At 67.1% G+C, this 20,969-nt stretch carries 21 protein-coding genes and 1 tRNA gene; 13 read left to right on the top strand and 9 right to left on the bottom strand.

The features are described 5' to 3' along the window. Positions 1–59: 59 nt before the first annotated feature. From LL236_RS12910 to LL236_RS12895, 4 genes are read left to right on the top strand one after another with little or no spacing between them, the layout of a single operon-like run. Positions 60–1,334, top strand: a complete 1,275-nt coding sequence (locus LL236_RS12910; RefSeq protein ID WP_228179236.1) for an MFS transporter — start codon at positions 60–62, stop codon at positions 1,332–1,334. 19 nt (positions 1,335–1,353) lie between these two features. Further along, positions 1,354–2,049 carry an endonuclease NucS gene (gene nucS / locus LL236_RS12905; protein WP_228179235.1) on the top strand — a complete coding sequence of 232 codons (696 nt, stop codon included), beginning with the start codon at positions 1,354–1,356 and terminating at the stop codon, positions 2,047–2,049. 52 nt (positions 2,050–2,101) lie between these two features. After that, entirely contained in the window at positions 2,102–2,773 is a 672-nt protein-coding gene (locus LL236_RS12900; RefSeq protein WP_228179234.1) for an HAD hydrolase-like protein, read from the top strand. An 18-nt stretch (positions 2,774–2,791) separates the two neighbouring features. Then, positions 2,792–4,879, top strand: a complete 2,088-nt coding sequence (locus tag LL236_RS12895) for a bifunctional lysylphosphatidylglycerol flippase/synthetase MprF (protein WP_228179233.1) — start codon at positions 2,792–2,794, stop codon at positions 4,877–4,879. 185 nt (positions 4,880–5,064) lie between these two features. Here LL236_RS12895 and LL236_RS12890 read toward each other — a convergent pair whose 3' ends face one another. Both LL236_RS12890 and LL236_RS12885 read right to left on the bottom strand, forming a co-directional pair. After that, a complete protein-coding gene (locus tag LL236_RS12890; protein WP_228179232.1) occupies positions 5,065–5,637 on the bottom strand; it encodes a hypothetical protein in 573 nt (190 codons plus the stop codon). A gap of 56 nt (positions 5,638–5,693) precedes the next feature. Continuing rightward, a tRNA-Leu gene (locus LL236_RS12885) sits at positions 5,694–5,777 on the bottom strand. Between the two features lie 151 nt (positions 5,778–5,928). Here LL236_RS12885 and LL236_RS12880 point away from each other — a divergent pair. The 7 genes from LL236_RS12880 to pknB all read left to right on the top strand — a co-directional run bounded on the left by LL236_RS12880 (position 5,929) and on the right by pknB (position 14,772). Further along, positions 5,929–6,666: an FhaA domain-containing protein gene (locus LL236_RS12880; RefSeq protein ID WP_228179231.1), complete on the top strand. Its 738-nt coding sequence runs from the start codon at positions 5,929–5,931 to the stop codon at positions 6,664–6,666. Then, entirely contained in the window at positions 6,663–7,181 is a 519-nt protein-coding gene (locus LL236_RS12875) for an FHA domain-containing protein FhaB/FipA (RefSeq protein ID WP_228179230.1), read from the top strand. The genes LL236_RS12880 and LL236_RS12875 overlap by 4 nt, the downstream gene beginning before the upstream one ends. Before the next feature lie 13 nt (positions 7,182–7,194). Then, positions 7,195–8,439 (top strand): PP2C family protein-serine/threonine phosphatase, encoded by a 1,245-nt coding sequence (locus LL236_RS12870; protein WP_228179229.1) that lies wholly within the window; start codon positions 7,195–7,197, stop codon positions 8,437–8,439. Beyond that, on the top strand, positions 8,432–9,838 hold the full coding sequence (locus LL236_RS12865; RefSeq protein ID WP_228179228.1) for an FtsW/RodA/SpoVE family cell cycle protein: 1,407 nt from the start codon (positions 8,432–8,434) through the stop codon (positions 9,836–9,838). Before LL236_RS12870 ends, LL236_RS12865 begins: the two co-directional genes overlap by 8 nt. 15 nt (positions 9,839–9,853) lie before the next feature. After that, positions 9,854–11,308: a peptidoglycan D,D-transpeptidase FtsI family protein gene (locus LL236_RS12860; protein ID WP_228179227.1), complete on the top strand. Its 1,455-nt coding sequence runs from the start codon at positions 9,854–9,856 to the stop codon at positions 11,306–11,308. Beyond that, complete coding sequence (locus LL236_RS12855; RefSeq protein ID WP_228179226.1) at positions 11,305–13,008, top strand: serine/threonine-protein kinase; 1,704 nt, start codon at positions 11,305–11,307, stop codon at positions 13,006–13,008. The genes LL236_RS12860 and LL236_RS12855 overlap by 4 nt, the downstream gene beginning before the upstream one ends. A gap of 63 nt (positions 13,009–13,071) precedes the next feature. Next, on the top strand, positions 13,072–14,772 hold the full coding sequence (pknB, locus tag LL236_RS12850; protein WP_228179225.1) for a Stk1 family PASTA domain-containing Ser/Thr kinase: 1,701 nt from the start codon (positions 13,072–13,074) through the stop codon (positions 14,770–14,772). A 129-nt stretch (positions 14,773–14,901) separates the two neighbouring features. On the opposite strand, the gene LL236_RS12845 is transcribed toward pknB, so the two are convergent. The 3 genes from LL236_RS12845 to LL236_RS12835 are packed head-to-tail and all read right to left on the bottom strand — an operon-like array spanning position 14,902 to position 16,513. Continuing rightward, positions 14,902–15,564: an anthranilate synthase component II gene (locus tag LL236_RS12845; protein ID WP_228179224.1), complete on the bottom strand. Its 663-nt coding sequence runs from the start codon at positions 15,562–15,564 to the stop codon at positions 14,902–14,904. Continuing rightward, on the bottom strand, positions 15,561–15,716 hold the full coding sequence (locus tag LL236_RS12840; RefSeq protein ID WP_195692659.1) for a hypothetical protein: 156 nt from the start codon (positions 15,714–15,716) through the stop codon (positions 15,561–15,563). Before LL236_RS12840 ends, LL236_RS12845 begins: the two co-directional genes overlap by 4 nt. Then, a complete protein-coding gene (locus tag LL236_RS12835; protein WP_228179223.1) occupies positions 15,716–16,513 on the bottom strand; it encodes a class E sortase in 798 nt (265 codons plus the stop codon). The genes LL236_RS12840 and LL236_RS12835 overlap by 1 nt, the downstream gene beginning before the upstream one ends. 111 nt (positions 16,514–16,624) lie before the next feature. On the opposite strand from LL236_RS12835, the gene LL236_RS12830 reads away from it, so the two are divergent. Beyond that, the gene (locus tag LL236_RS12830; RefSeq protein WP_228179222.1) at positions 16,625–16,864 is read left to right on the top strand and encodes a cell division protein CrgA; all 240 of its coding nucleotides are present in this window, start codon (positions 16,625–16,627) and stop codon (positions 16,862–16,864) included. Positions 16,865–16,936: 72 nt separating this feature from the next. On the opposite strand, the gene LL236_RS12825 is transcribed toward LL236_RS12830, so the two are convergent. Together LL236_RS12825 and LL236_RS12820 are read right to left on the bottom strand one after the other, a co-directional pair. After that, positions 16,937–17,800 (bottom strand): rhomboid family intramembrane serine protease, encoded by an 864-nt coding sequence (locus LL236_RS12825; RefSeq protein WP_228179221.1) that lies wholly within the window; start codon positions 17,798–17,800, stop codon positions 16,937–16,939. 19 nt (positions 17,801–17,819) lie between these two features. Next, positions 17,820–18,392, bottom strand: a complete 573-nt coding sequence (locus LL236_RS12820) for a peptidylprolyl isomerase (protein WP_228179220.1) — start codon at positions 18,390–18,392, stop codon at positions 17,820–17,822. 94 nt (positions 18,393–18,486) lie between these two features. Between LL236_RS12820 and LL236_RS12815 the strand changes: the two genes are divergently transcribed. Then, the gene (locus LL236_RS12815; protein ID WP_228179219.1) at positions 18,487–19,071 is read left to right on the top strand and encodes a DNA helicase; all 585 of its coding nucleotides are present in this window, start codon (positions 18,487–18,489) and stop codon (positions 19,069–19,071) included. A gap of 63 nt (positions 19,072–19,134) precedes the next feature. Here the strand turns inward: LL236_RS12815 and LL236_RS12810 are convergent, their stop codons facing one another. Further along, positions 19,135–19,572, bottom strand: coding sequence for an NUDIX hydrolase (locus LL236_RS12810; RefSeq protein WP_228179218.1), 438 nt, complete (start codon positions 19,570–19,572; stop codon positions 19,135–19,137). A gap of 4 nt (positions 19,573–19,576) precedes the next feature. Further along, positions 19,577–20,932 (bottom strand): NtaA/DmoA family FMN-dependent monooxygenase, encoded by a 1,356-nt coding sequence (locus LL236_RS12805; RefSeq protein ID WP_228179217.1) that lies wholly within the window; start codon positions 20,930–20,932, stop codon positions 19,577–19,579. Positions 20,933–20,969: the final 37 nt, after the last annotated feature.

Below are 20,969 nucleotides of genomic sequence, written 5' to 3'. Positions count from 1 at the left end.
TTGCACGCGCCGTGAACCGGGACATGGTGCGCGTCGAAACGATTCGATACACTCGTCCGGTGGATACCGCTCTCACTCGCGCTCAGATCACCCGATGGCGCACGGCTGTCTTCACCATCTTCTTCCTGAGCGGTCTGAGCGTGGCGACATGGGCTGCGCGGGTGCCGGCGATCAAGGCGACGCTCGGGGTCGACAATATTCAGATCGGCTTCATGCTGCTGGGCGCAGGTCTGGCATCGATCATCGGCCTGTCCCTGGCATCCGTCGTTCTCGCCCGGTTCGGTGCTCGCCGAAGCATGCTCGGCGCCATCCTCACCTTCTCGGTCGGTGTCGCGCTCGTCGGAATCGGTGTGGACGTCGCGAATTCATACATTCTCGTGATCGTGGGTCTCGCGTTGTTCGGACTGGGCAACGGCTCCGTCGACGTCATGATGAACGTCGAGGGTGCCGCGATCGAAAAGACGATCGGCAAGACGATCCTTCCGCTGTTCCACGCCTTCTTCAGCTTCGGCACCGTCGCCGGCGCGGGCCTCGGTGCCCTCGCGATCGCGGTGAACTCGAACGTGCTGACGCACACCGCGCTGATCGCCGGTCTCCTCGCCCTGACCGGCCTGTGGGCCAGCGCCAACGTGCCCGCCCGGGAGATCGCGATGGACCCGGATGCCGACCCGACGCCGACGCAGAAGCCGCGCATGCGCGAACGGCTGAGCGTCGCCCTGTCGGCATGGAAGGAGCCCCGCACCTACACACTCGGGATCATCATGCTCGGGATGGCCTTCGCCGAGGGCGGGGCCAACGACTGGCTCGCCCTGGGGGTCGTGGACGGCCACGACGCCAGCGAAGCGCTCGGGGCGATCGGGCTTGCCGTGTTCTCGGTCAGCATGACGGTGGTCCGGGTCTTCGGTGGGCCCCTGGTCGACAGGTTCGGCCGCGTCGCCACCCTGCGCGTGCTTTCCCTGCTCGCGGCATCTGGCTTGCTGCTGTTCATCCTCGCGCCGAACGTCCCACTGATCTTCGTCGGGGCTGCGCTCTGGGGCGCGGGCACCTCCCTGGGCTTCCCGCTCGGGATGTCGGCCGCCGCTGACGACCCCGCGAAAGCCGCAGCACGCGTGAGCGCAGCCGCCACGATCGGCTACGTCGCGTTTTTGTGCGGCCCACCGATCCTGGGGTTCATCAGCTTCCATATCGGCGTGCTCAACACGCTCTACATCCTGGTCGCCCTCGCAATCGCCTCCGGGCTCGCATCGGGTGCTGCCCGGCCGCTCGCGGTGCCCGCTCCGGCGCCTGCCGGCGGTGAGCGCCCCTCGGAACCCGCCGATACTCGCGCGGAGTGAGGGCCGTTAGGCTCGACGGGTGCGTCTTGTCATCGCCCGCTGCACCGTCGATTACACCGGCCGACTGAACGCGCATCTCGCGCTCGCGACCAGGCTGCTGGTTCACAAGGGCGACGGGTCGCTGCTCGTGCACTCGGACGGCGGCTCGTACAAGCCCCTCAACTGGATGAGCCCGCCCTGTTCGCTGGTGGTGGAAGAGCCGGATGCCGAAGCCGCCGACGTCGGCGTCATCGAGCAGTGGCGCGTGACCCACGCGAAGACCGGCGATGCACTCCTCGTGCGAATCTACGAGGTTGTCCACGACTCCTCGCACGAGCTCGGCATCGACCCGGGCCTGGTGAAAGACGGCGTCGAGGCTGACCTCCAACGACTTCTTGCCGAGCAGGTCGACGTCATCGGCGACGGGCTCAGCCTCGTTCGTCGCGAGTACCCGACCGCCATCGGCCCTGTCGACCTGTTGCTGCGCAACCCCGACGGCGGCACGATCGCCGTCGAGGTGAAACGTCGAGGCGACATCGACGGGGTTGAGCAGCTCACGCGCTACCTTGAGCTGCTCGGGCGGGATCCGCACCTGGCACCGGTGACGGGAGTGTTCGCGGCCCAGGAGATCAAGCCGCAGGCGCGCGTGCTGGCCACAGACCGTGGCATCCGCTGCGTCACCCTCGACTACGAGGGCATGAAGGGAATCGAGTCCGGCGCGCCGCGCCTGTTCTAGCCCTCACCCGCTAGCCGCGGTCACGGTGCCGCGGTTCCCCTAGCGTGGAGTCATGCGATCTCCCTGGACCTGCGTGCTGTGGGACGTCGACGGCACCGTCGTCGACGCCTCCGACGGCATCCTTCGTCGACTGACCACGACCCTCGAGCACTTCGGCTATCCCGCACCGACCCGGGCCGAGCTCGTCCACTGGATCGGTCCGCCGATGTTCGAGTCGTTCCAGGTGAACCTCGGCATGACCCCGGAGCAGTCGACGGATGCCGTCGCCTATTACCGGGCCCTCAGCAAGGCCGACGGCTATACGACAGGTGCGCGGTTGTTCGACGGCATCGGCGAGCTCATCGCCGATCTCGATCGCGCCGGAATCCCGCAGGCGACCGCCAGCTCCAAGCCCGAGAACCAAGTCGTCGCCCTGATGGAGCATTTCGCGCTGTCGCCGCACCTGCGTGCGATCACCGGCGCCACTCCCGATGAGCGGACACTCAGCGCGAAGGCCGACATCGTCGCTGAAGCGCTGCGGCGGCTGCGCGCGGTGGGCGTCGACACGTCGCGGCCCGTGCTCATCGGGGATCGTCACCACGATGTCGAGGGGGGCGCCGTCAATGACGTGCCGGTGATCTTCGTGCGGTGGGGTTTCAGTTGGCCCCACGAGTCCGAGGGTGCACAGGCAACGGTCGACGACGTCGCGTCGCTGCGCGAGTTGCTGCTGACACCGACAGAATAGGTGCGCAGGAGGGCAACGATGACCGACACCGCAGCGACCGAAACCCGCGCGCGATCGACACTCGGTGTCGGGATTCGAACCGTCGTGTCACGGATGCCGGCCACGATCGTTTTCGTCCTCGCACTGCTCGCGGTGGGCGTCATCTGGCAGGGCCTGTGGCGATCGTTCAAGCACAACCCGCTCTTCGCGGAGGTCGCCTACGGGCTGCCGGCGTTCCTGGAGGGCCGGTGGTGGACACCGGTCACGGGAACGTTCTTCGTCGTGCATCCGTGGGTCTACCTCATCACGATCGCGAGCTTCGTCGGCATGGGGTACCTCGAGTGGCGGCGCGGAACCCGAGTAGCCCTCGCGTACTACACGGTGGGACAGCTGTTCGCGATCTTCGCCAGCGCCCTGGCCCTCTGGCTCCTGGCCTTCACGCCCTGGCCCTGGGCGCAGCGCGAGGCCCTCGCCCTGGATGTCGGCCCCTCCGGCGGCACGATGGCCTGCCTGGCCGCTGCCGCCAGCCTGCTGCCGTCGCCGTGGCGCTCCCGCGCGTGGCTCGTACTGCTCGGCGGCGGCGCGGTGGCGCTGCTCTACTGGGGGTCGTTGGCCGATATTGAGCACGCGTTCGCGATCCTGCTCGTTCTGGTCGTGGCGCGCCCGCTCCGGGTCCGACGCGTGAGCGTTCAAGAGCAGCGATTCGTCGCCCTGATAGCGGTTCTCGCGCTGGCAGCGATCGAGACCCTCACCTCCATCGTTCCCACCGATGGTCCGTTCGGTCGCACCGAACTCGGCGGTGGGTCCTGGATCGACACCGCAATCGACGTCGTCATCCTGCTTCTGGTTGCCCGCGGACTGTTCCGCGGCCGCCGCTGGGCGTGGGTCATCGCCGTCATCCTCGCGAGCATCAACGTCGTTCTGGGCATCCTGGTCATCGCGCTGTACGTCAGCTTCCCCGCCGCCGATCTCACCTGGGACGGCGACCCGTCGGTAACGGTCGCGACGGCGGTCTTGTGGGGCATCCTGCTCGTCTACCTCGTGTGGGTGCGCGGCGCTTTCCGTGGGCGCCGCCGCGCGAGCCTCGGCCTCAGCCCGACGCCAACCGATAGCGATGTGCGCCAGATGCTGCACGACTTCGGCGGCGGCACCCTGTCGTGGATGACGACCTGGGAGGGCCTGTCGTATGCCCGCACGAGTTCGGGAATCGTCGCCTACCAGCGCCGCTCAGGAGTGGCCCTCGTTCTGGCCGACCCGCTCGGACCCCGCGAGAGCCGCGCGGAATCGGTGCGGGAGTTCGTCTCGATGGCCGAGAGCGCGGGGCTCATACCGTGCTTTTTCTCGGCCGATGACGCAACCCGCGCTGTCATACCGGAGGGCTGGCGCAACCTCATCGTCGCCGACGACACGATCGTCGACCTGGCGGGACTCGAATTCACCGGCAAGCGGTGGGCTGCGGTTCGCACGTCACTGAACCGCGCGAACCGCGAAGAGATGACGTTCCGGATGACACGACTGGTCGACGAGCCGTGGGGCATCCAACAGCAGCTGCGCGCCATCTCCGACATGTGGGTCGGCGACAAAGGACTGCCAGAAATGGGATTCACACTCGGCACCCTGCACGAGGCTGCCGACCCTGAGGTGCGCCTGGCGCTGGCCATCTCACCGCACGGCGACGTCGACGGATTCCTCTCCTGGCTACCGGTCTACGGCGAAGGCCGCATAGAGGGCTGGACCCTCGACCTCATGCGCCGCCGCGAGGGCGGGTTCGGGCCGGTGATGGAGTTCCTGATCGGTTCGTCGGCGCGATTCTTCGCCGACGAGGGAGCACGGATGCTGTCCCTGTCGGGCGCGCCCTTGACGCATGACTACCCGCCGGACGCCGGCATGATCGCTGACATCACCGAGCGGCTGGCCGACATGCTCGAGCCGGTGTACGGCTTCCGGTCGCTGCACCGCTTCAAGGAGAAGTTCCATCCGCGCTACGAGTCGCTGTACCTGCTGTACCGCGACGAGGCTGACCTGGCGCGGATCGGACTCGCGTTGACCCGAGCGTTCCTGCCCGATGCTTCGCTGCGTCAGCTCGCTGGATCGAGTCGGGAACTGCTCCGCAGCGGACGATCCTGAGGGACACCGCGCGATCGAACGCGGCGCCATCGAACGTGGTGCCATCGAACGCCCGGGCCGAGCAACGCTCCAGACCCGGGCGTCGACGGATCCCCCCGGATAGATCGCGCCAAAGCGCGACGAGCCACACTCTATCGACACCCGCGTCCCGCAGGCACCACCGCTGGGTCAGATCGCCGGTCCGCTCAGGATGTCGCGAGGAAGACCGCGTCACCGCCGGTGTTGAGCACCGTCCAGACGCCGCCCTCGATCTCCTCGGCCGGGACGCTCACAGCGACGTTCGCCGACAGATCCTCGGCGGGCGGATACACCGTTCCGATCGACCAGAGCTGATTCGGTATGTCAGCTGCGGCATTCTCGAACAGTTCGTAACTGCGCCCGCTCGCGCCGATGTAGCGCACGACAAGGGAGGCCCACGGGTCGATCCCGAGCGCGTCAGCGTCCGCCGGATCCTCGCCCGCCTCGACCAGCTGCGCACGGATCGCATCCCAATCGATGAGGATACGCAGCGGCAGCACGACATACCCGTCGCCGACCTCCGTCGCGGCAGTCGCACCGACTGACCATGCCGACGCGTCCGAGAGCCGGATGGTCTCGCCGACCGGGAGCGGGTTGCCCCGCGTCCCCGGCGCAGCCTCCGCACTCTCGCTGACCGACGGAGTCGGACTCGGGTCGGGCGCCGACTCGGCGGTACACCCCGTCACCGCAAGCCCCACGATCGTGAGAGCGGCCAGGGCCGCGGCAGGCTGGAATCTCATGACGCCTCGAGTCGGGTAGGACGAAAAGAAGGCCCCTCTCGGGACCTTCTCTCCTGTGCGCGAGGGGGGAGTTGAACCCCCACGCCCTTTCGGGCACTGGCACCTGAAGCCAGCGCGTCTGCCTATTCCGCCACTCGCGCGAACCGCGGCGGACCGCGGATCAACTTCCCGAGGATATCACGACGGATCGGCGCGTCGAGCCCGGTATCGGCGCTTCCGCCAGGTCGTCCATGGCCCGTTCAGAGTCTCCAACTAGCATGGGTGCACCGCTCTGCCTGCCTGAGGAGATCCGTGGGACTACTTGACAGCTTCGAGAAGGGACTCGAACGTGCCGTGAACGGCGCGTTCGCGAAGACCTTCCGTAGCGGGATCCAACCCGTCGAGATCGCCTCCGCCCTGCGCAGCGAGCTCGACAAGAAGGCCGCCGTTGTGGCCCGGGACAGGATCCTTGCCCCGAACACCTTCACCGTCCGGCTGGCACCCGCCGACGACGAACGGATGCAGGCGATCGGACAGCCGCTCGTCGACGAACTGGCCGATCTCGTCACGAAGCACGCACGGTCACAGGGATATACCTTCGCCGGCCCCGTTTCCGTAACCATTCGCCGAGACGAAGCCCTCTCGACCGGGACGCTGCAGGTCGACTCGTCGACCGCGCAAGGCTCGGTGTCATGGCGCGGCGTTCTCGACATCGCGGGCCAGCGGCATCCGCTCGTGAAGGCCCGCACGGTGATCGGTCGGGGAAGCGACGCCGACATCACGCTCGCGGATTCCGGAACCAGCCGCCGGCACGTCGAAGTGCTGTGGGACGGCGAGCGCGCGATGGTGCGCGACCTCGGGTCGACCAATGGCACGCTGCTGAACGGTCGCAAGATCACCGAGTCCCCCCTGCCAACGGACTCCACCATCACGATCGGCCGCACCGACATGATCTTCCGCGTCGTCGCGCAGGCCTCGGCTCCGGCGCGACCTGCAGCATCCGATGCCACGCGCGCTTTCGACGTGTTCGACGGGGGCGGCCGCGCATGAGTGAACTGACGCTTCTTCTGCTGCAGATCGGCTTTCTGCTGCTGCTCTGGTTCTTCGTCTTCGCCGTGGTCTACTCGTTGCGCGCCGACGTGTTCGGTGTGCGGGTACGACGGATGCCGGAGGCTGCGGCTGCCGGGCCCTCCTCGCCCCGAGAGACAGCCCCCGTGGCGCCCACAGCACAGCCGGAGCCCTTCGGAGCGGCCGGGGGACCCGCAACGAGAGACGCCGTCTCGCGCATCGTGATCACGAGCGGCCCCAAGGCTGGTCTCGAGCTCCCCCTGGGAACCGAACCGCTGACGATCGGGCGATCCAGCGAGTCGGGCCTGGTCATCCGTGACGACTACACCTCGAGCCACCACGCGCGCCTCCTGCTGTGGGGCGAGCAGTGGATGCTGCAGGATCTCGATTCCACGAACGGCACCTGGCATGACGGCGCACGCGTGAGCGCGCCGGTCGAGGTGAAGATCGGCGCACCGATCAAGGTCGGCGCGACAACCTTCGAGCTGCGGAAGTAACGGCCGACCCGTCATGGTCTTCGAAGGATCCAGCGCGGCGCTGTCGCACACCGGCAAGGTGCGCTCGAACAACCAGGACTCCGGGTACGCCGGGTCCAACCTGTTCGTCGTCGCCGACGGGATGGGCGGCCACGCCGGTGGCGACGTGGCCTCGAGCATCGCGATCGCGCAGCTGGCAGAGCTCGATCGACCCTTCGACTCACCCGCTGCAGCAGAACGCGCATTGGGCGAGGCGATCACCGATACCGCGGCTGCCCTCATCGATACCGTCGCCGCGCGCCCGGAACTGGCCGGCATGGGAACCACCGTGAGCGCGCTTGCGATGGTCGATGACTACGCCGTGATCGCCCACATCGGCGATTCCCGCGTGTACTTGTACCGCGACGGGGCCCTGACCCAGATCACGACGGACCACACGTTCGTCCAGCGTCTGGTCGACTCGGGTCGCATCACTCCCGAAGAGGCGCGGTATCACCCGCGGCGCTCGGTGCTGATGCGCGTGCTCGGTGACATGTCGCCGAACCCCGAGATCGACACCTTCGTCATGCCGACTCAGCCCGGTGACCGCTGGCTCCTGTGCTCGGACGGGCTGTGCGGCGTCGTCCCCGACACCCAGACGTCCAAGGCACTCGCGGCAGATCTCGCTCCCGCCCGCACCGCCGACGCTCTGCTGAAGATGGCTCTGGATGCCGGGGCTCCCGACAACGTCACCATCGTGCTGGTGGATGTCGGGGGGCGGCATCCGCTCTTCTCGGGAACCGCGACGGTTGTCGGGTCCGCGTCGAACCCGGAGGGAATCGACGTCCCCGCGGCCCGCAGCTCCCTGACGGGCTGGTTGCATCCTGCGCGGCAGGCAGCCAACGAGCCGACCCATTTCGAACCGGCCCCGGAGTTCCTCGAAGAGCTCATCGAAGAGGACCGCCGCCGGTCGCGACGCCGCCGGCTTGCCTGGATCGCAGGGTTCGTGATCGTGCTCGCGATGATCGGCGTCGCCCTCTTCGGCGCCTACCAGTGGACGCAGACCCGCTTTTTCGTCGGCGCCGACGACGACACTGTCGTCATCTACCGCGGCATCCAGCAGAACATCGGCCCGATCTCGCTGTCGACGCCGTACGAGGACACCGGCATCCTGCTCGCCGATCTGAGCAACTTCAAGCGCGCAACGGTCGAAGGCACGATCTCGGCCCGATCGCTCGCAGATGCGCGAGCGATCGTGAACGCGCTCGATCCCGACGACGCGGAGGAATCAGATGGCTGATCCCGCGATCACGCGTGAACCGGCGGTCGACGTCTCGACCGACACGGCAGTCGTCCGCGCGCTCAAGCGACTGCGCACCCCGCAGAAGCAGCGCAACCGCGAACTCGGCCTGCTGCTGTTCGCCCTCGTGCTCTCGCTGGGCGCCCTCGCGCTGGTGCAGCTCGGCGTCATGGGCGAGATCGCCGCCGCCTACCTCATCGCCTTCGGCGGACTGTTCACCACGGTCATCGCTGTCCACATCGCCTTGCGCGTCTGGGCCCGGGATGCCGACCCGTTCGTCGTGCCGATTGCGACCCTCCTCACCGGGCTCGGGATCGCGATGATCTACCGCATCGACCTCGCCGACGGCGCCGAAGGGTGGGATGCGGCGTCGGTTCGCCAGCTCGCCTGGGCGGGCATTGCGATCCTCGGATGCCTCGCCGTGGTGATCGTGCTGCGCAACTACCGCGTGCTGTTCCGCTACACCTACATCTTCGGGTTCGCCGGGATCGCCCTGCTGCTACTTCCGATCGTGCCGGGCCTCGGTACCGATGCGAACGCGGACGTCTGGGTGTCGCTCGGGATCTTCTCGTTCCAACCCGGCGAGCTCGCGAAGATCTCGTTGGCGATCTTCTTCGCCGGCTACCTCGTGCGCACCCGCGAGAGCCTGAGCTCGGTCGGAACCCGGTTCCTGGGCATGACGTGGCCGCGGGCGCGCGAGCTGGGTCCCCTCCTCGTCCTCTGGCTGATCTCGCTCGGCATCATCGTGCTGCAGCGCGACCTCGGCACCGGACTGCTGCTGTTCGGCATGTTCGTCGCGATGCTCTACGTCGCCACCGGCAAGACGTCCTGGGTCGTCATCGGTCTCGTCCTGGCCGCGGCCGGCGCCTTCTTCGCCTCGCGGGTGCTCTCCTACGTCGGCGGACGGTTCGACAACTGGCTCGACCCGTTCAACCCTGAGCGCATCGACGCCTACGGCGGCAGCTTCCAGCTCGTGCAGGGAATCTACGGGCTCGCCCACGGCGGCCTCATCGGCACCGGGCTCGGGCAGGGGCGGCCCTACATCACGCCGCTGTCGCAGAGCGACTACATCCTGCCGAGCCTGGGTGAAGAGCTCGGCCTTGCCGGTGTCTTCGCCATCCTGCTGCTGTACATGGTGTTCGTTGCGCGCGGCATCCGGATCGGCGTCGCCGGTCAAGACGACTTCGGCAAGCTGCTGGCGACCGGTCTCGCGTTCACGATCGCCCTGCAGGTGTTCATCATGGTCGGCGGCGTCACCCGAGTCATCCCCGTCACGGGCCTCACGACACCGTTCCTGGCCGCGGGCGGATCCTCGCTCGTTGCCAACTGGATCATCGTGGCCCTTCTGCTTCGCATCTCGGATGCCGTCCGCAGCCGTCCTCGCGCGGTGATCGGATGATGGGGTGATGCGGCGATGACCAAGGAGTTGCGGCGGCTGAGCATCCTGATGCTCATGATGTTCCTCGCCCTGTTCGCCTCGACGACGTGGATCCAGGGAATCCAGTCGGCGGATCTCGCCGACTACCCGCGCAACACGCGTGCCCTGTACGACTCCTACGAAGTGCAGCGCGGCTCGATCATCGCAAGCGGCTCGGCTATCGCGTCATCGGTCCCCTCCAGCGACGTCTTCAGCTGGCAGCGCGTCTACGTCGACCCCGACATGTGGGCTCCGGTGACCGGGGTGATCCCGGTGGTGGGCGAAGCGACCGGCATCGAACAGGCCATGAACGACGAGCTCAGCGGCACCGCAAGCTCGCAGTTCCTCTCTCGCATCGAACAGATCCTCACCGGGCAGCCGCCGCGCGGCTCCAATGTCGTGCTGTCGCTGGATGCCGACGTCCAGCGAGCCGCGTACGAGGCCCTCGGCGACCTGCAGGGCGCGGTCATCGCGATCGAACCCGACACGGGCCGAGTCCTCGCGATGGTCACGAGCCCCAGCTACGACACGAACCTCCTCGTTTCGCACGACACCGCTCAGGTCGAGACTGATTACGCCGCCCTGCTCGCGGATCCCGCGGACCCGCTCTACAACCGCGCCATCGCGGGGGATCTCAACCCACCGGGATCGACGTTCAAGGTCGTCGTCGTCGCGGCGGCTCTGGCGTCGGGCGACTACACGCCCGATTCGCAGATCCCGAACCCGGCCATCTGGCAGCTGCCCCAGTCGTCGAACACGATCCGCAACGCCAGCGGCGGAACATGTGGGCCGGGCGAGACGGTATCGATAGCCGACGCGCTGCGCCTGAGCTGCAACATCCCCATGGCTCAGCTTGCCGTGCAGCTCGGAGACGAGGCCATCCGCCAGCAGGCTGAGAAGTTCGGCTTCAACCTCTCGTTCAGCATCCCGCTCGACTCGATTCCCTCGAGCTACCCCCGGGGGCTGGACGCTCCGCAGACCGCGCTCACCGGCTTCGGTCAGGGGCAGGTGACGGCGACGCCGCTGCAGATGGCGATGGTCTCGGCCGGTATCGCCAACGGCGGCATCGTCATGAACCCCCGCATGGTCGACCAGGTCATCGGGCCCGACCTTTCGGTGCAGCAGACGTTTGAGAGCACCGTTTTCGGCGAGGCACTGAGTCCCGCGTTGAACGAGGAGATGGTCGCCATGATGGTCGCGAATGTCGAAAACGGCGCCGCCTCGAATGCAAGAATAGAGGGCGTCGACGTGGCCGGTAAGACGGGTACGGCGGAGAACGGACCCAACAAGCCGTACACCCTCTGGTTCACCGGGTTCGCGCCCGCCGACGATCCCGAGGTGGCAGTGGCTGTCGTCGTGGAGAACGGTGGCGGAATGGGTCAGTCGGGATACGGAGATCTCATCGCGTCCCCGATCGCGAAGAAGGTCATGGAGGCGGTGCTGAACAAATGAGACCGACGCAGGGTGTGACCTTCGGCGGCCGTTACGAGCTGGATTCGCGAATCGCGATCGGCGGCATGGGCGAGGTCTGGGAAGCAACCGACCACGTCATCGGACGGACGGTCGCGATCAAGATCCTCAAAGACGAGTACATGGGCGACCCCGGGTTCCTCGAGCGGTTCCGCGCCGAGGCCAGGCACGCAGCGCTCGTCAACCACGAGGGCATCGCCAGCGTCTTCGACTACGGTGAAGAGAACGGCAGTGCGTTCCTGGTGATGGAGCTCGTTCCCGGTGAAGCCCTGTCGACGATCCTCGAACGAGACGGATCGCTGTCGACTGACAAGACGCTCGACATCATCGCCCAGACCTCTGCAGCCCTGCAGGCGGCGCACGCGGCGGGCCTCGTCCATCGCGACATCAAGCCCGGGAACCTGCTGATCACCCCGGACGGCCGCGTCAAGATCACCGACTTCGGCATCGCTCGTATCGCCGACCAGGTTCCCCTGACCGCGACAGGTCAGGTCATGGGCACCGTGCAGTACCTCTCGCCCGAGCAAGCATCCGGTCACCCGGCATCCCCTGCCACCGACATCTACTCGCTCGGGATCGTCGCGTACGAATGCCTGGCCGGCAAGCGTCCGTTCACCGGCGAGTCCCAGGTCGCGATCGCGATGGCCCAGATCAACGAGCAGCCGCCGCCGCTGCCGCCAACCGTGGCTGTTCCGGTGCAGAACCTCGTCATGGCGATGATCGCCAAAAAGCCCGAGGACCGACCTGCCACGGCGGCTGCCGTTGCTCGGGCAGCCACGGCTCTGCGCCGGGGCGACGTCGCCGCCGCAGCAGCAGCGATCCCGGCGATCGCCACGGGCGCCATCGCAGCCGATGACGCAACGGCACTGCTGACGTCCACCGCGACATCCGCCGAGACACGGCTGATGCCTGCTCCGGAGACCCCTGCCGAAGAGCCTGCGCCGCGCAAGCGCAGCCCGTGGACCTGGCCCCTCGTCGCGCTCATCGTGCTGCTTGTGCTCGTGCTCGGCGGCACGATCTGGGCCCTGGTTGCCAACCAGCAGCCGTCACCCGACCCCACGAGCTCGTCGTCGGCCCCGTCGCCGAGCGCCTCGACACCGACGCCCTCGCCGAGTGAGACCCGCATCAACATCGACGCCCTGAACCTCGTCGGCATGCAGTGCGACCAGGCTGTGCAGGCTGCCAAGAGCGCGGGGGTGCTCGAAGTGGTCACCGACAACGGCACTGCTGCTCCGGATGACTCGCAGGTCGGCGTCGTTTGGCAGGTGAACCCGACCGGCAACATCGAGCCGACAACGGCGCTCACGATCTCGTGCTACGGCCAGGTCACGCCCATCGGCGGCCCGAGCAACCCCCCGGCGATCCAGGGCGGTGAGCCTGCTGTGGCGGGCTCGACCGTCACGCTGACGTGGGACAGCTTCACCTGCCCCACCGGCACGGGCACGCTCAGCGGCTACACCGTCACCCTGCAGAACGCGGTCTTCACCGTTGACGGCACCTCGCAGCGCACGTTCCCCCCGAACGACCGCGAGGAGGCGATCCTGATCGCCAACGCAGCCGGACAGACGCTCACCGCGTCGTACACCGCCCTGTGCAGTGGCGCCGAGCAGCGCACGTCGGATGCCTCACCGCAGATGCAGGTTCAGATTGAGGCTCCAGCGACCCCGACCCCCACTCCCTGACCGGAGGTTCACAGGAAGCGCTCGACTAGGCTGAACAGACTGGCTCAGTCAGGGAGGGGTAGTGTGACCGACGATTCTCGCGTGCTGTCGGGGCGCTACCGGATCGACGAGTCGATCGGCCGTGGCGGCATGGCATCGGTGTATCGCGGATACGACCTGACCCTCGGCCGCGACGTCGCCATCAAGATCCTCGATCCTGAGCTGGCCCGCGATGCCGGTTTCCGCACGCGCTTCCGCTTGGAGGCGCAGGCGGCGTCGCGGATGTCGCACCCGACGATCGTGCGCGTGTTCGACGCCGGCGAAGAGACCGAGTCCCTTCCCGACGGCACGACCCAGCCGGTGCCGTACATCGTCATGGAGCTGGTTTCTGGTCGACTGCTGAAGGACGTCATCGAAGAGGGCCCTGTCGACGCCGAGCGTGCCGTCGCCTATGCCGACGGCATCCTTGAAGCCCTCGAGTACTCGCACCGTGCCGGTGTGGTGCACCGCGACATCAAGCCCGGCAACGTCATGGTCACCGCCGACGACCACATCAAGGTCATGGACTTCGGTATCGCTCGCGCCGTCTCGGATTCGTCGTCCACCGTCGCCGAGACCACCGCGATCCTCGGCACCGCCGCCTACTTCTCGCCCGAGCAGGCGAAGGGCGAACCGGTCGATGCCCGTGCCGACCTGTACTCCACCGGTGTCGTGCTCTATGAGCTGTTGACCGGCAGAGCGCCGTTCCGGGGCGAGTCCCCGGTTGCCGTTGCCTATCAGCACGTCAGCGAGACCCCCCTCACGCCGTCGGAGATCAACGAAGAGATTCCGCGAGCGCTGGATGCCGTAGTGCTGCGCGCTCTCGCGAAGGATCCCTACCAGCGCTACCAAGACGCCCCCTCGTTTCGCGCCGCACTGACTCACGCACTGACCGGTAAGGCGCCCTCCCGCCGCCAGTTGGGAACACTCACCAGCGAGCTCTACGGACCCAACCCGCGGCAAGCCGCAGAGACTGCCCGGTCGCTTCGGCAGCTCTCGACCGACACGACCATGCGCCGTACGCAGTCGGGTCCCCCCGTGGCCTGGGTGTGGGCGGGCGTCGCGATCCTGGCCGTGTTGCTGATCTCGGTCTTGTTCTGGGTGCTCACCATTCCGCGCGGGGACGAGAACGTCCCCAGCAACTCCCGGATCGTCCCCGACCTCACCGGCATGACCTACGATCGGGCCGCCGAAGAACTGACCGCGATCGACCTCGTTCCGGTGCGCGTCGAAGAGTCGAGTGTCGAGGTGGCCGAAGGAAACGTCATCCGGACAGAACCCGGCACGGATGTCTCGGTCGAGGTGAACCAGGAGATCAAGGTTTACGTTTCGACGGGGCAAGAGCTCGCGGCCGTGCCGACGCTCACCGGCCTCACGCAGGAAACTGCCGCGCAGGCCCTCGAGCAGGTCGGTCTGAAGGTCGGCACGGTGACCTCGCGCAACGACCCCGCCCTCGACGCCGGAATCGTCATCGCTGCGGACCCGGCTGGCGGCGATCAGGTCGCGGTTGGAAGCAGCGTCGACCTCGTCGTTGCGACGGGACGCGTTCTGATCAACGACGTGACCGGGTACACCGTCGAGGCTGCCACGCGCGAACTCGAAGCCCCGGACACTCAGCTGACGGTCGAGACGCAGGAGGACACGTCGTGCCCCGCGACCAACCCGCCTGTCGTCATCGCTCAGTCCCTCGCGCCCGGTGAGGTCCCGGTCCGCTCGACGATCACGTTGACCTACTGCTCCGGTTGACCCCCGACCGCACGGCGCCGAGCGGCGCTCGCCTCGTCTGGCTAGACCGTCGAGACTGCAACGTGCCCGCGAGAGAGCCCACTGAGCGCACGGCCTCGCGGGCACGGTGCAGTCTCGCGAGGGATTGACTCACACGCCGGCGGCGACGTGCGGCCGGAGCGTGCGGGATCGTTCGACGGCATCCGGATAGCCGACCTGTTCCAACCAGTTCGCCAGCAGCCGGTAACCGCCTTCGGTGAGCACGCTCTCGGGGTGGAATTGCACACCCCACAGCGGCGCGTCGCGGTGCGCGATGCCCATGACGATTCCGCTGTCGGTGCGGGCCGTGACGACGAGACTCTCGGGGATCGAGTCGGGATCAATCGACAGCGAGTGATACCGGTTGGCGATGAACGGCGACGGGATTCCGAAAAAGAGCGTCGACCCATCGTGAGCGACCGGCGAGGTGACGCCATGGAACAGTTCCGGAGCGACGGACACCCGCGCACCCAGTGCCTCGGCGATCACCTGGTGCCCTAGGCACACTCCGAGCACGGGAACACCCCGCTCCACGGCCTCGCGCACAAGATTCTGCGAGGCCGCGGTGTCGGCGGGGCGACCGGGACCGGGGGAGATAAGGATGCCGGCGTGTTCACCGACGAGCCGCGGGACGGCATCCACGCTGACCTGGTCTGCCTCGACCATGACGGTAGCGGCACCCAACTCGTGCAGGTACCCGACGAGCGTGTGGACGAAGCTGTCGTGGTTGTCGACTACGAGCACCGGTGCGATGCTCGCTGGATCTGCGGTCACCCGACTGTCGCGTCCTGCGGAGTGGTCAGCTCACTGATCCAGGGGAAAACGTAGAACACGAGGCCGTACAGAACAGCGGCGGCCATCACGGTGAGAATCGCGACCTTTGCCCACCACGGGCCGGGCAGCACGTGCCAGAGAGCGGCATACATCAGGCGATTCCTTCCGTGAGGGATGCGGGCGGGCCGGCTTCGCGGGGAGTGAACGACTCGAACACGCCGTACCCGACGATGCGCTCCGTCATGCTCCAGCGCGGACTGCAGCTGGTCAACGTGATGTAGGCATCGCCGGCTGCGACATCCAGCTGCGGCGTCGCGTTGAGCACTGAGGTCTCGGTCGGCTTCACATACTCGAGGGTGCGGAACCGATAGGTGTACCAGCCGGCTTCAGTTTCGACGACGATCGCATCGCCGATCCGCAGGGTCTCGATGTCGGAGAACGGCTTGCCGTACGTCGTGCGGTGGCCGGCGACGGCGAAGTTCCCGGTCTCTCCCGGCATTTGCGTGCCCGGGTAATGACCGATGCCGATCGGGTCGAGCGTTCGTGCACGCGTCACACCGCCCGCGACCGGCACCATGTAGTCCGAGCCCCAGCGGGGAACACGCATGACAGCGAACTCTTGCGCGTCATCGGGCTGCCCGAGAACAGGGATGGAAACGTCGGCGTCGGTGGTGGCGGTCGGCTCCGGCGAGGCCGAAGCATCCGGCGTTGGAGATCCAGTCTCTGCTGCCTGTGCCCACTGCTCCGACAACTCGCTGCCGGCAGCGTTCTTCTGCGCGCCCTGGATGACGTCTCCGAGCCACAACTGCCAACCGACATAGAGGAAGGCGAGGACACCGACGGTGATGAGTAGTTCCCCGATCACGCCGAGGACGCTCACCCGGCGGCGGCGCATCGTGGTGCGACGCGATCGCCGGGTCAGCTGCGGCGTCTCCTCCGCATCACCCACGGCATCCCCCTCGTCTGAGTCCTCGTTTGGGCCCAGGTCACCGGGCGTCGTACATCACGGGCGATTCTATTCGTCTCCTGCTGGAGGAGCCCTGGCAGTTAGACTTGACGCATGGCACGCCCGAGCAACGACGACGAACCGATCGTCGAGAGCAGCAGCGCGGATTCCGCACCGAACCCTGTCTGGTTCAAGCCGGTCATGATCGGGCTCATGCTGCTCGGCCTGGTCTGGGTTCTGGTCTTCTACATCAGCGGCATGCAGTTCCCGATTCCCGGGATCGACGCGTGGAACCTCGTCATCGGATTCGGGATCGCCTTCGTCGGCTTCCTCATGACCACACGCTGGCGCTAGCCGCGCGGATCGGTACCCACCGAATTACACCGCTGTGATTCATCCCCAGGTGTGGATGAATCTGTGGATGAATCACACGTAGAACACGGCGGGGATCGCCAGCAGCGCCAACAAGCCGACGCCGATAGCGATGAGAAGTCCGATCTGCAGCGGCTGGCGAGCCCGCGTGCGGGTTCGGGCGAACACGAGCCCGATGAGTGCTCCGACGACAAGGCCGCCAATGTGCGCCTGCCACGCGATGTTGTACCCCGGGACGAATCCGATCACGAGGTTGATGCCGAGCACGATCAGGATGCCGGTGATGTTCGCCCCGATGTGACGACCGATCACCAACAGCGCGCCAAGGAGACCGAAGACGGCGCCCGAGGCTCCGACTACCCAGATGCCGGGCGCAATCAACGCGACGCCCACGGATCCGCCGAGTCCCGAAAGCAGGTACAGCGCGACAAATCGCGCGTGACCGAGAAGCGGCTCCAGCGATCTGCCGATCATCCACAGCGCGAGCATGTTCAGTCCGATGTGGAAGAAGCTCGAGTGCAAGAAGACAGCCGTGAGCAACCGCCACGGCTCGAATGCGATCGATGGGATCACAAAGGCGCTGTTGAAGGCGAAGATGCCCTCGAGCGCGGGGATGAAAAGCTGAAGAACGAAGACCGCCGCCGTGATCGCGATGATGACGTAGGTCGCCGTCGGTCGCTGGGTTCCGACAGTCATCGGAGCCCGAGACCAGCGTCGCTCGGCCTTCTTCTGGGCAGTGGTCTGCGTCGCACGCTGCTCACGCAGGCACTCCGGGCAGATGACCCCGACTGCTGCCGGGGTTTGACACTCCGGGCAGATCGTGCGCATGCAGCGCTGGCACAGCACAAAGCTCTGCCGGTCCGGATGCCGGTAGCAGAAGTTATCGCGGTTGCTGCGGAACTCGTCGGAAGTCGTCACGGCGGACGCCGCCCTCCGGTCAGACCGAAGCGATGTCGATCGACGAGATCACGACGGGCTCGATCGGACGATCGCCCGGGCCGGTGGCAACGGCGCTGATCGCGTCGACGACACGGCGGGAGTCGTCATCCGCGACCTCACCGAAGATCGTGTGCTTGCCCTGCAGCCACTCGGGTCCTCGGCCACCCTGGCCGGGGACCGTGATGAAGAACTGGGAACCGTTCGTGCCCTCGGGCTGGCCGGTGATCGCGTTGCGGCGGAGGCCCGCGTTGGCCATTGCGAGCTTGTAGGGCTCGGTGAAGGTGAGTTCGGGGCTGATCTCGTCGTTGAAGTTGTATCCCGGTCCGCCTGTGCCGACGCCCAGCGGGTCACCGCCCTGAATCATGAAGCCTTCGATGATGCGGTGGAAGATGACGTCCGTGTACAGCGCGCCCTCGCCCGGCTTACCGGTGGCCGGGTGCGTCCACTCACGGCTTCCGTCAGAGAGCCCGACGAAGTTCTGGACGGTGCGCGGGGCCTGGTCCCCGAACAGGTTGACGACGATGTCGCCGTGGTTGGTGTGGATCGTGGCGACCGCGGTGTGCTGAGGCATGACGCCATTCTTTCAGAGTTCGCCGTGAACACTTCCCGTCTGCGGCACACATGGCAAGATGGGAAGACCACGTCGACACGACAGGGAGGGCCCCGTGAGCCTCAGCCGCAAGCGCAAGAAGGAACTCCGCAAGCTCCAGAAGCACGCGAACGACATTTGGGAGTCGCAGCAGGTGCTCGTCGGCGAAGCCGCTGACATCGCCCGGGAAGCCGGTCGGCAGCTGGGCAACTACGGCCGCGAGCAGGTCGTACCTCAGGTTCAGGAGGCCTACGGCAAGTACGCGCAGCCGTATGTCCAGCGCGGACTCGCATCGTCCAAGTCGTTCCTGACCAACCGAGCGATCCCTGCGACGGGAGCCGTCGTCGGTTCGGCCCTCTCGGCATGGGACGCCGCAAACGAGACTCGCGCGAGACTCGCTGCGGGCCGTGGACTGTCTGCGCCCGACGCCAAGAAGTACGCCAAGCTCGCCGACAAGTACGGCAAGGATGTCTCGAAGAAGCTGTCCAAGAAGCTGTCGGCCCTCGAGCCCCAGAAGCAGGGGATCGGCGCCGGTGGCGTGTTCGCCATCATCCTCGGTGTGATCGCAGCAGCCGGTGTGCTTTACGCCGCCTGGCAGACCCTGCGGGCAGACGACGAGCTGTGGGTTGCCGACGACCCGCTGCGCGCTCCCGACGCCTGATTCAGATCAGCCAGTGCTGCGGCGCCCGGTTTCCGGGCGCCGCAGTCGTTTGCGCTGAAGCCTTCAGCGCGCGAAGGACTCCAGTCCCGCCATCCGCAGGCCGATGTTGACGAGGCTGACGCGCTTCAGTCGCCGCACCTCCGACAGCGGGAACCACTCGGCTCGATCCGTTGTGCCATCGGTTTCGTTGCGCAGCTCGCCGCCGGTGACGTGGGCGCGGTAGACGATGCGCAGTGCCTGCAGCGGCAGATCCGACCCGGCCACGAGTCGGCGGCGGGCGGGGATCACGCGCGAGTGGATGCCGAGAAGTTCGTCGAGCGCAACGCGGTAGCCGGTCTCTTCGCGGGCTTCGCGGCGTGCCGCAGCATCCGGACTTTCGCCGGGTTCGAGGCCGCCGCCAGGAAGGGTCCAGCCGGAGGCACCGCCTTCGTTCCAGTGCGCGAGCAGCATGCGCCTGTCGTCGTCTATGACGATCGAGTAAGCCGCGACCCGCAGATCCATGGACTTACGATACGGGAGCTGCCGGCAGCATCCCCCGCATGCGGGACCGGAACGTCGCATCCGATCGCCGCGGCGCAAGCCGTCCGCGCTCGCGCAGAATCGGAAGAACGAGGTCACCGAACGCCTCGACATCCCGGGTTCCGAAGACGGGCTCGATCAGGAACCCGTCGAGTCCCGTGCGGGCCGCAAGTTCCTCGACCCCGTCAGCCACCTCGGTCGGGTCTCCGACCAGACGGAAGCCCCGCGTGCCGCGGCCGCGCAGCTCGTCGAGAATCTCCCGCACCGTCGGAGCAGGTCGCTCCGCGCTGCCGAGGAATCGCTCGATGTTGCTGGTGCCCATCTGTCCGATCGGTCCGCCGGCGTCGAGCACCTGGTGGAGAGTCTGATCGGGATCGAGGGTTCGCAGATCGATGCCGGTGTTGCCCGCGTAGAGAGTCGCCACAACATCGTCGGTCTGCATCTTGTCGAACTCGTCGGCAAGCTCCCTCGCCTCGGCAGAGGTCTCGGCAACGATAGCGGTCAGCCCCGCCATCGTCACGAGCGGTGTCGTGCGCCCGTCGTCGCCGGCGCGCCGGTGCAGGTCGGCAACGGCGGATGCCGTGTGAGTCGGTGTGGTCGCCTGGACGAACACGCACTCGGCGTGCCGCGCGGCGAAGGCCCGACCGGCCGGAGAGGTGCCGGCCTGGAAGAGCAGGGGCGTGCGCTGCGGCGTAGGGGGCGCGCCATAGTAGCCGCGGGAGCGGTAGTGGTCACCCTCGTAGACCACCCGATGGATGCCGGACCGTTGCGCGTAGACGCCGGAATCGCGGTCGGCTATGAGCGCGTCGTCACTCCAGGCATCCTCCCAGTAGCGCCGCGCCAGCGAGACGTACTCTTCGGCCATCGCGTAGCGGGTGTCGTGCGCGACCATCCCGTCATGGCCGAAGAGTTCTGCAACAGCGTTCTGCGAGGCGCCCGTGACGATGTTCCAGCCGATCCGTCCACCCGAGATCAGGTCCAGGGTTGAGAAGCGGCGGGCGAGCTGGACGGGGTGGTCGATGCCGGTGGTCGCGGTGACGACGAATCCGAGGTCGGACGTCTCGCGCATGAGCACCGGGAGTAGCGTTGCGGGGTCGTACCCCGAGAAGTTGATGCCCTGCGCAACGGCGTCGGCACTGATGTCATCCCCGACGATCGGATAGCCATAGCCGTCGGCGAAGAAGAGGAAGTCGAAACCGGTGGCATCCATGACCTTCGCAAGGCGCACCCAGCGCTCCGGGTCGGCGAAGTCGATCGAGTCGCTGAGCGGATGCGGCCAACTGAGCGTGCCACCCACTTGCGGGCCGTACACCTCGAACACCCCGAACCGCAGCGTCGACACGTCAGCTCCCTTCGCCGCGCACGCACGTGCCGCGGTG

It is taken from the genome of Microbacterium schleiferi, assembly GCF_020781975.1.
Lineage (GTDB): Bacteria > Actinomycetota > Actinomycetes > Actinomycetales > Microbacteriaceae > Microbacterium.
Note: the sequence above shows the minus strand (reverse complement) of the source record. Positions and strands in the feature narration are given on the sequence as shown.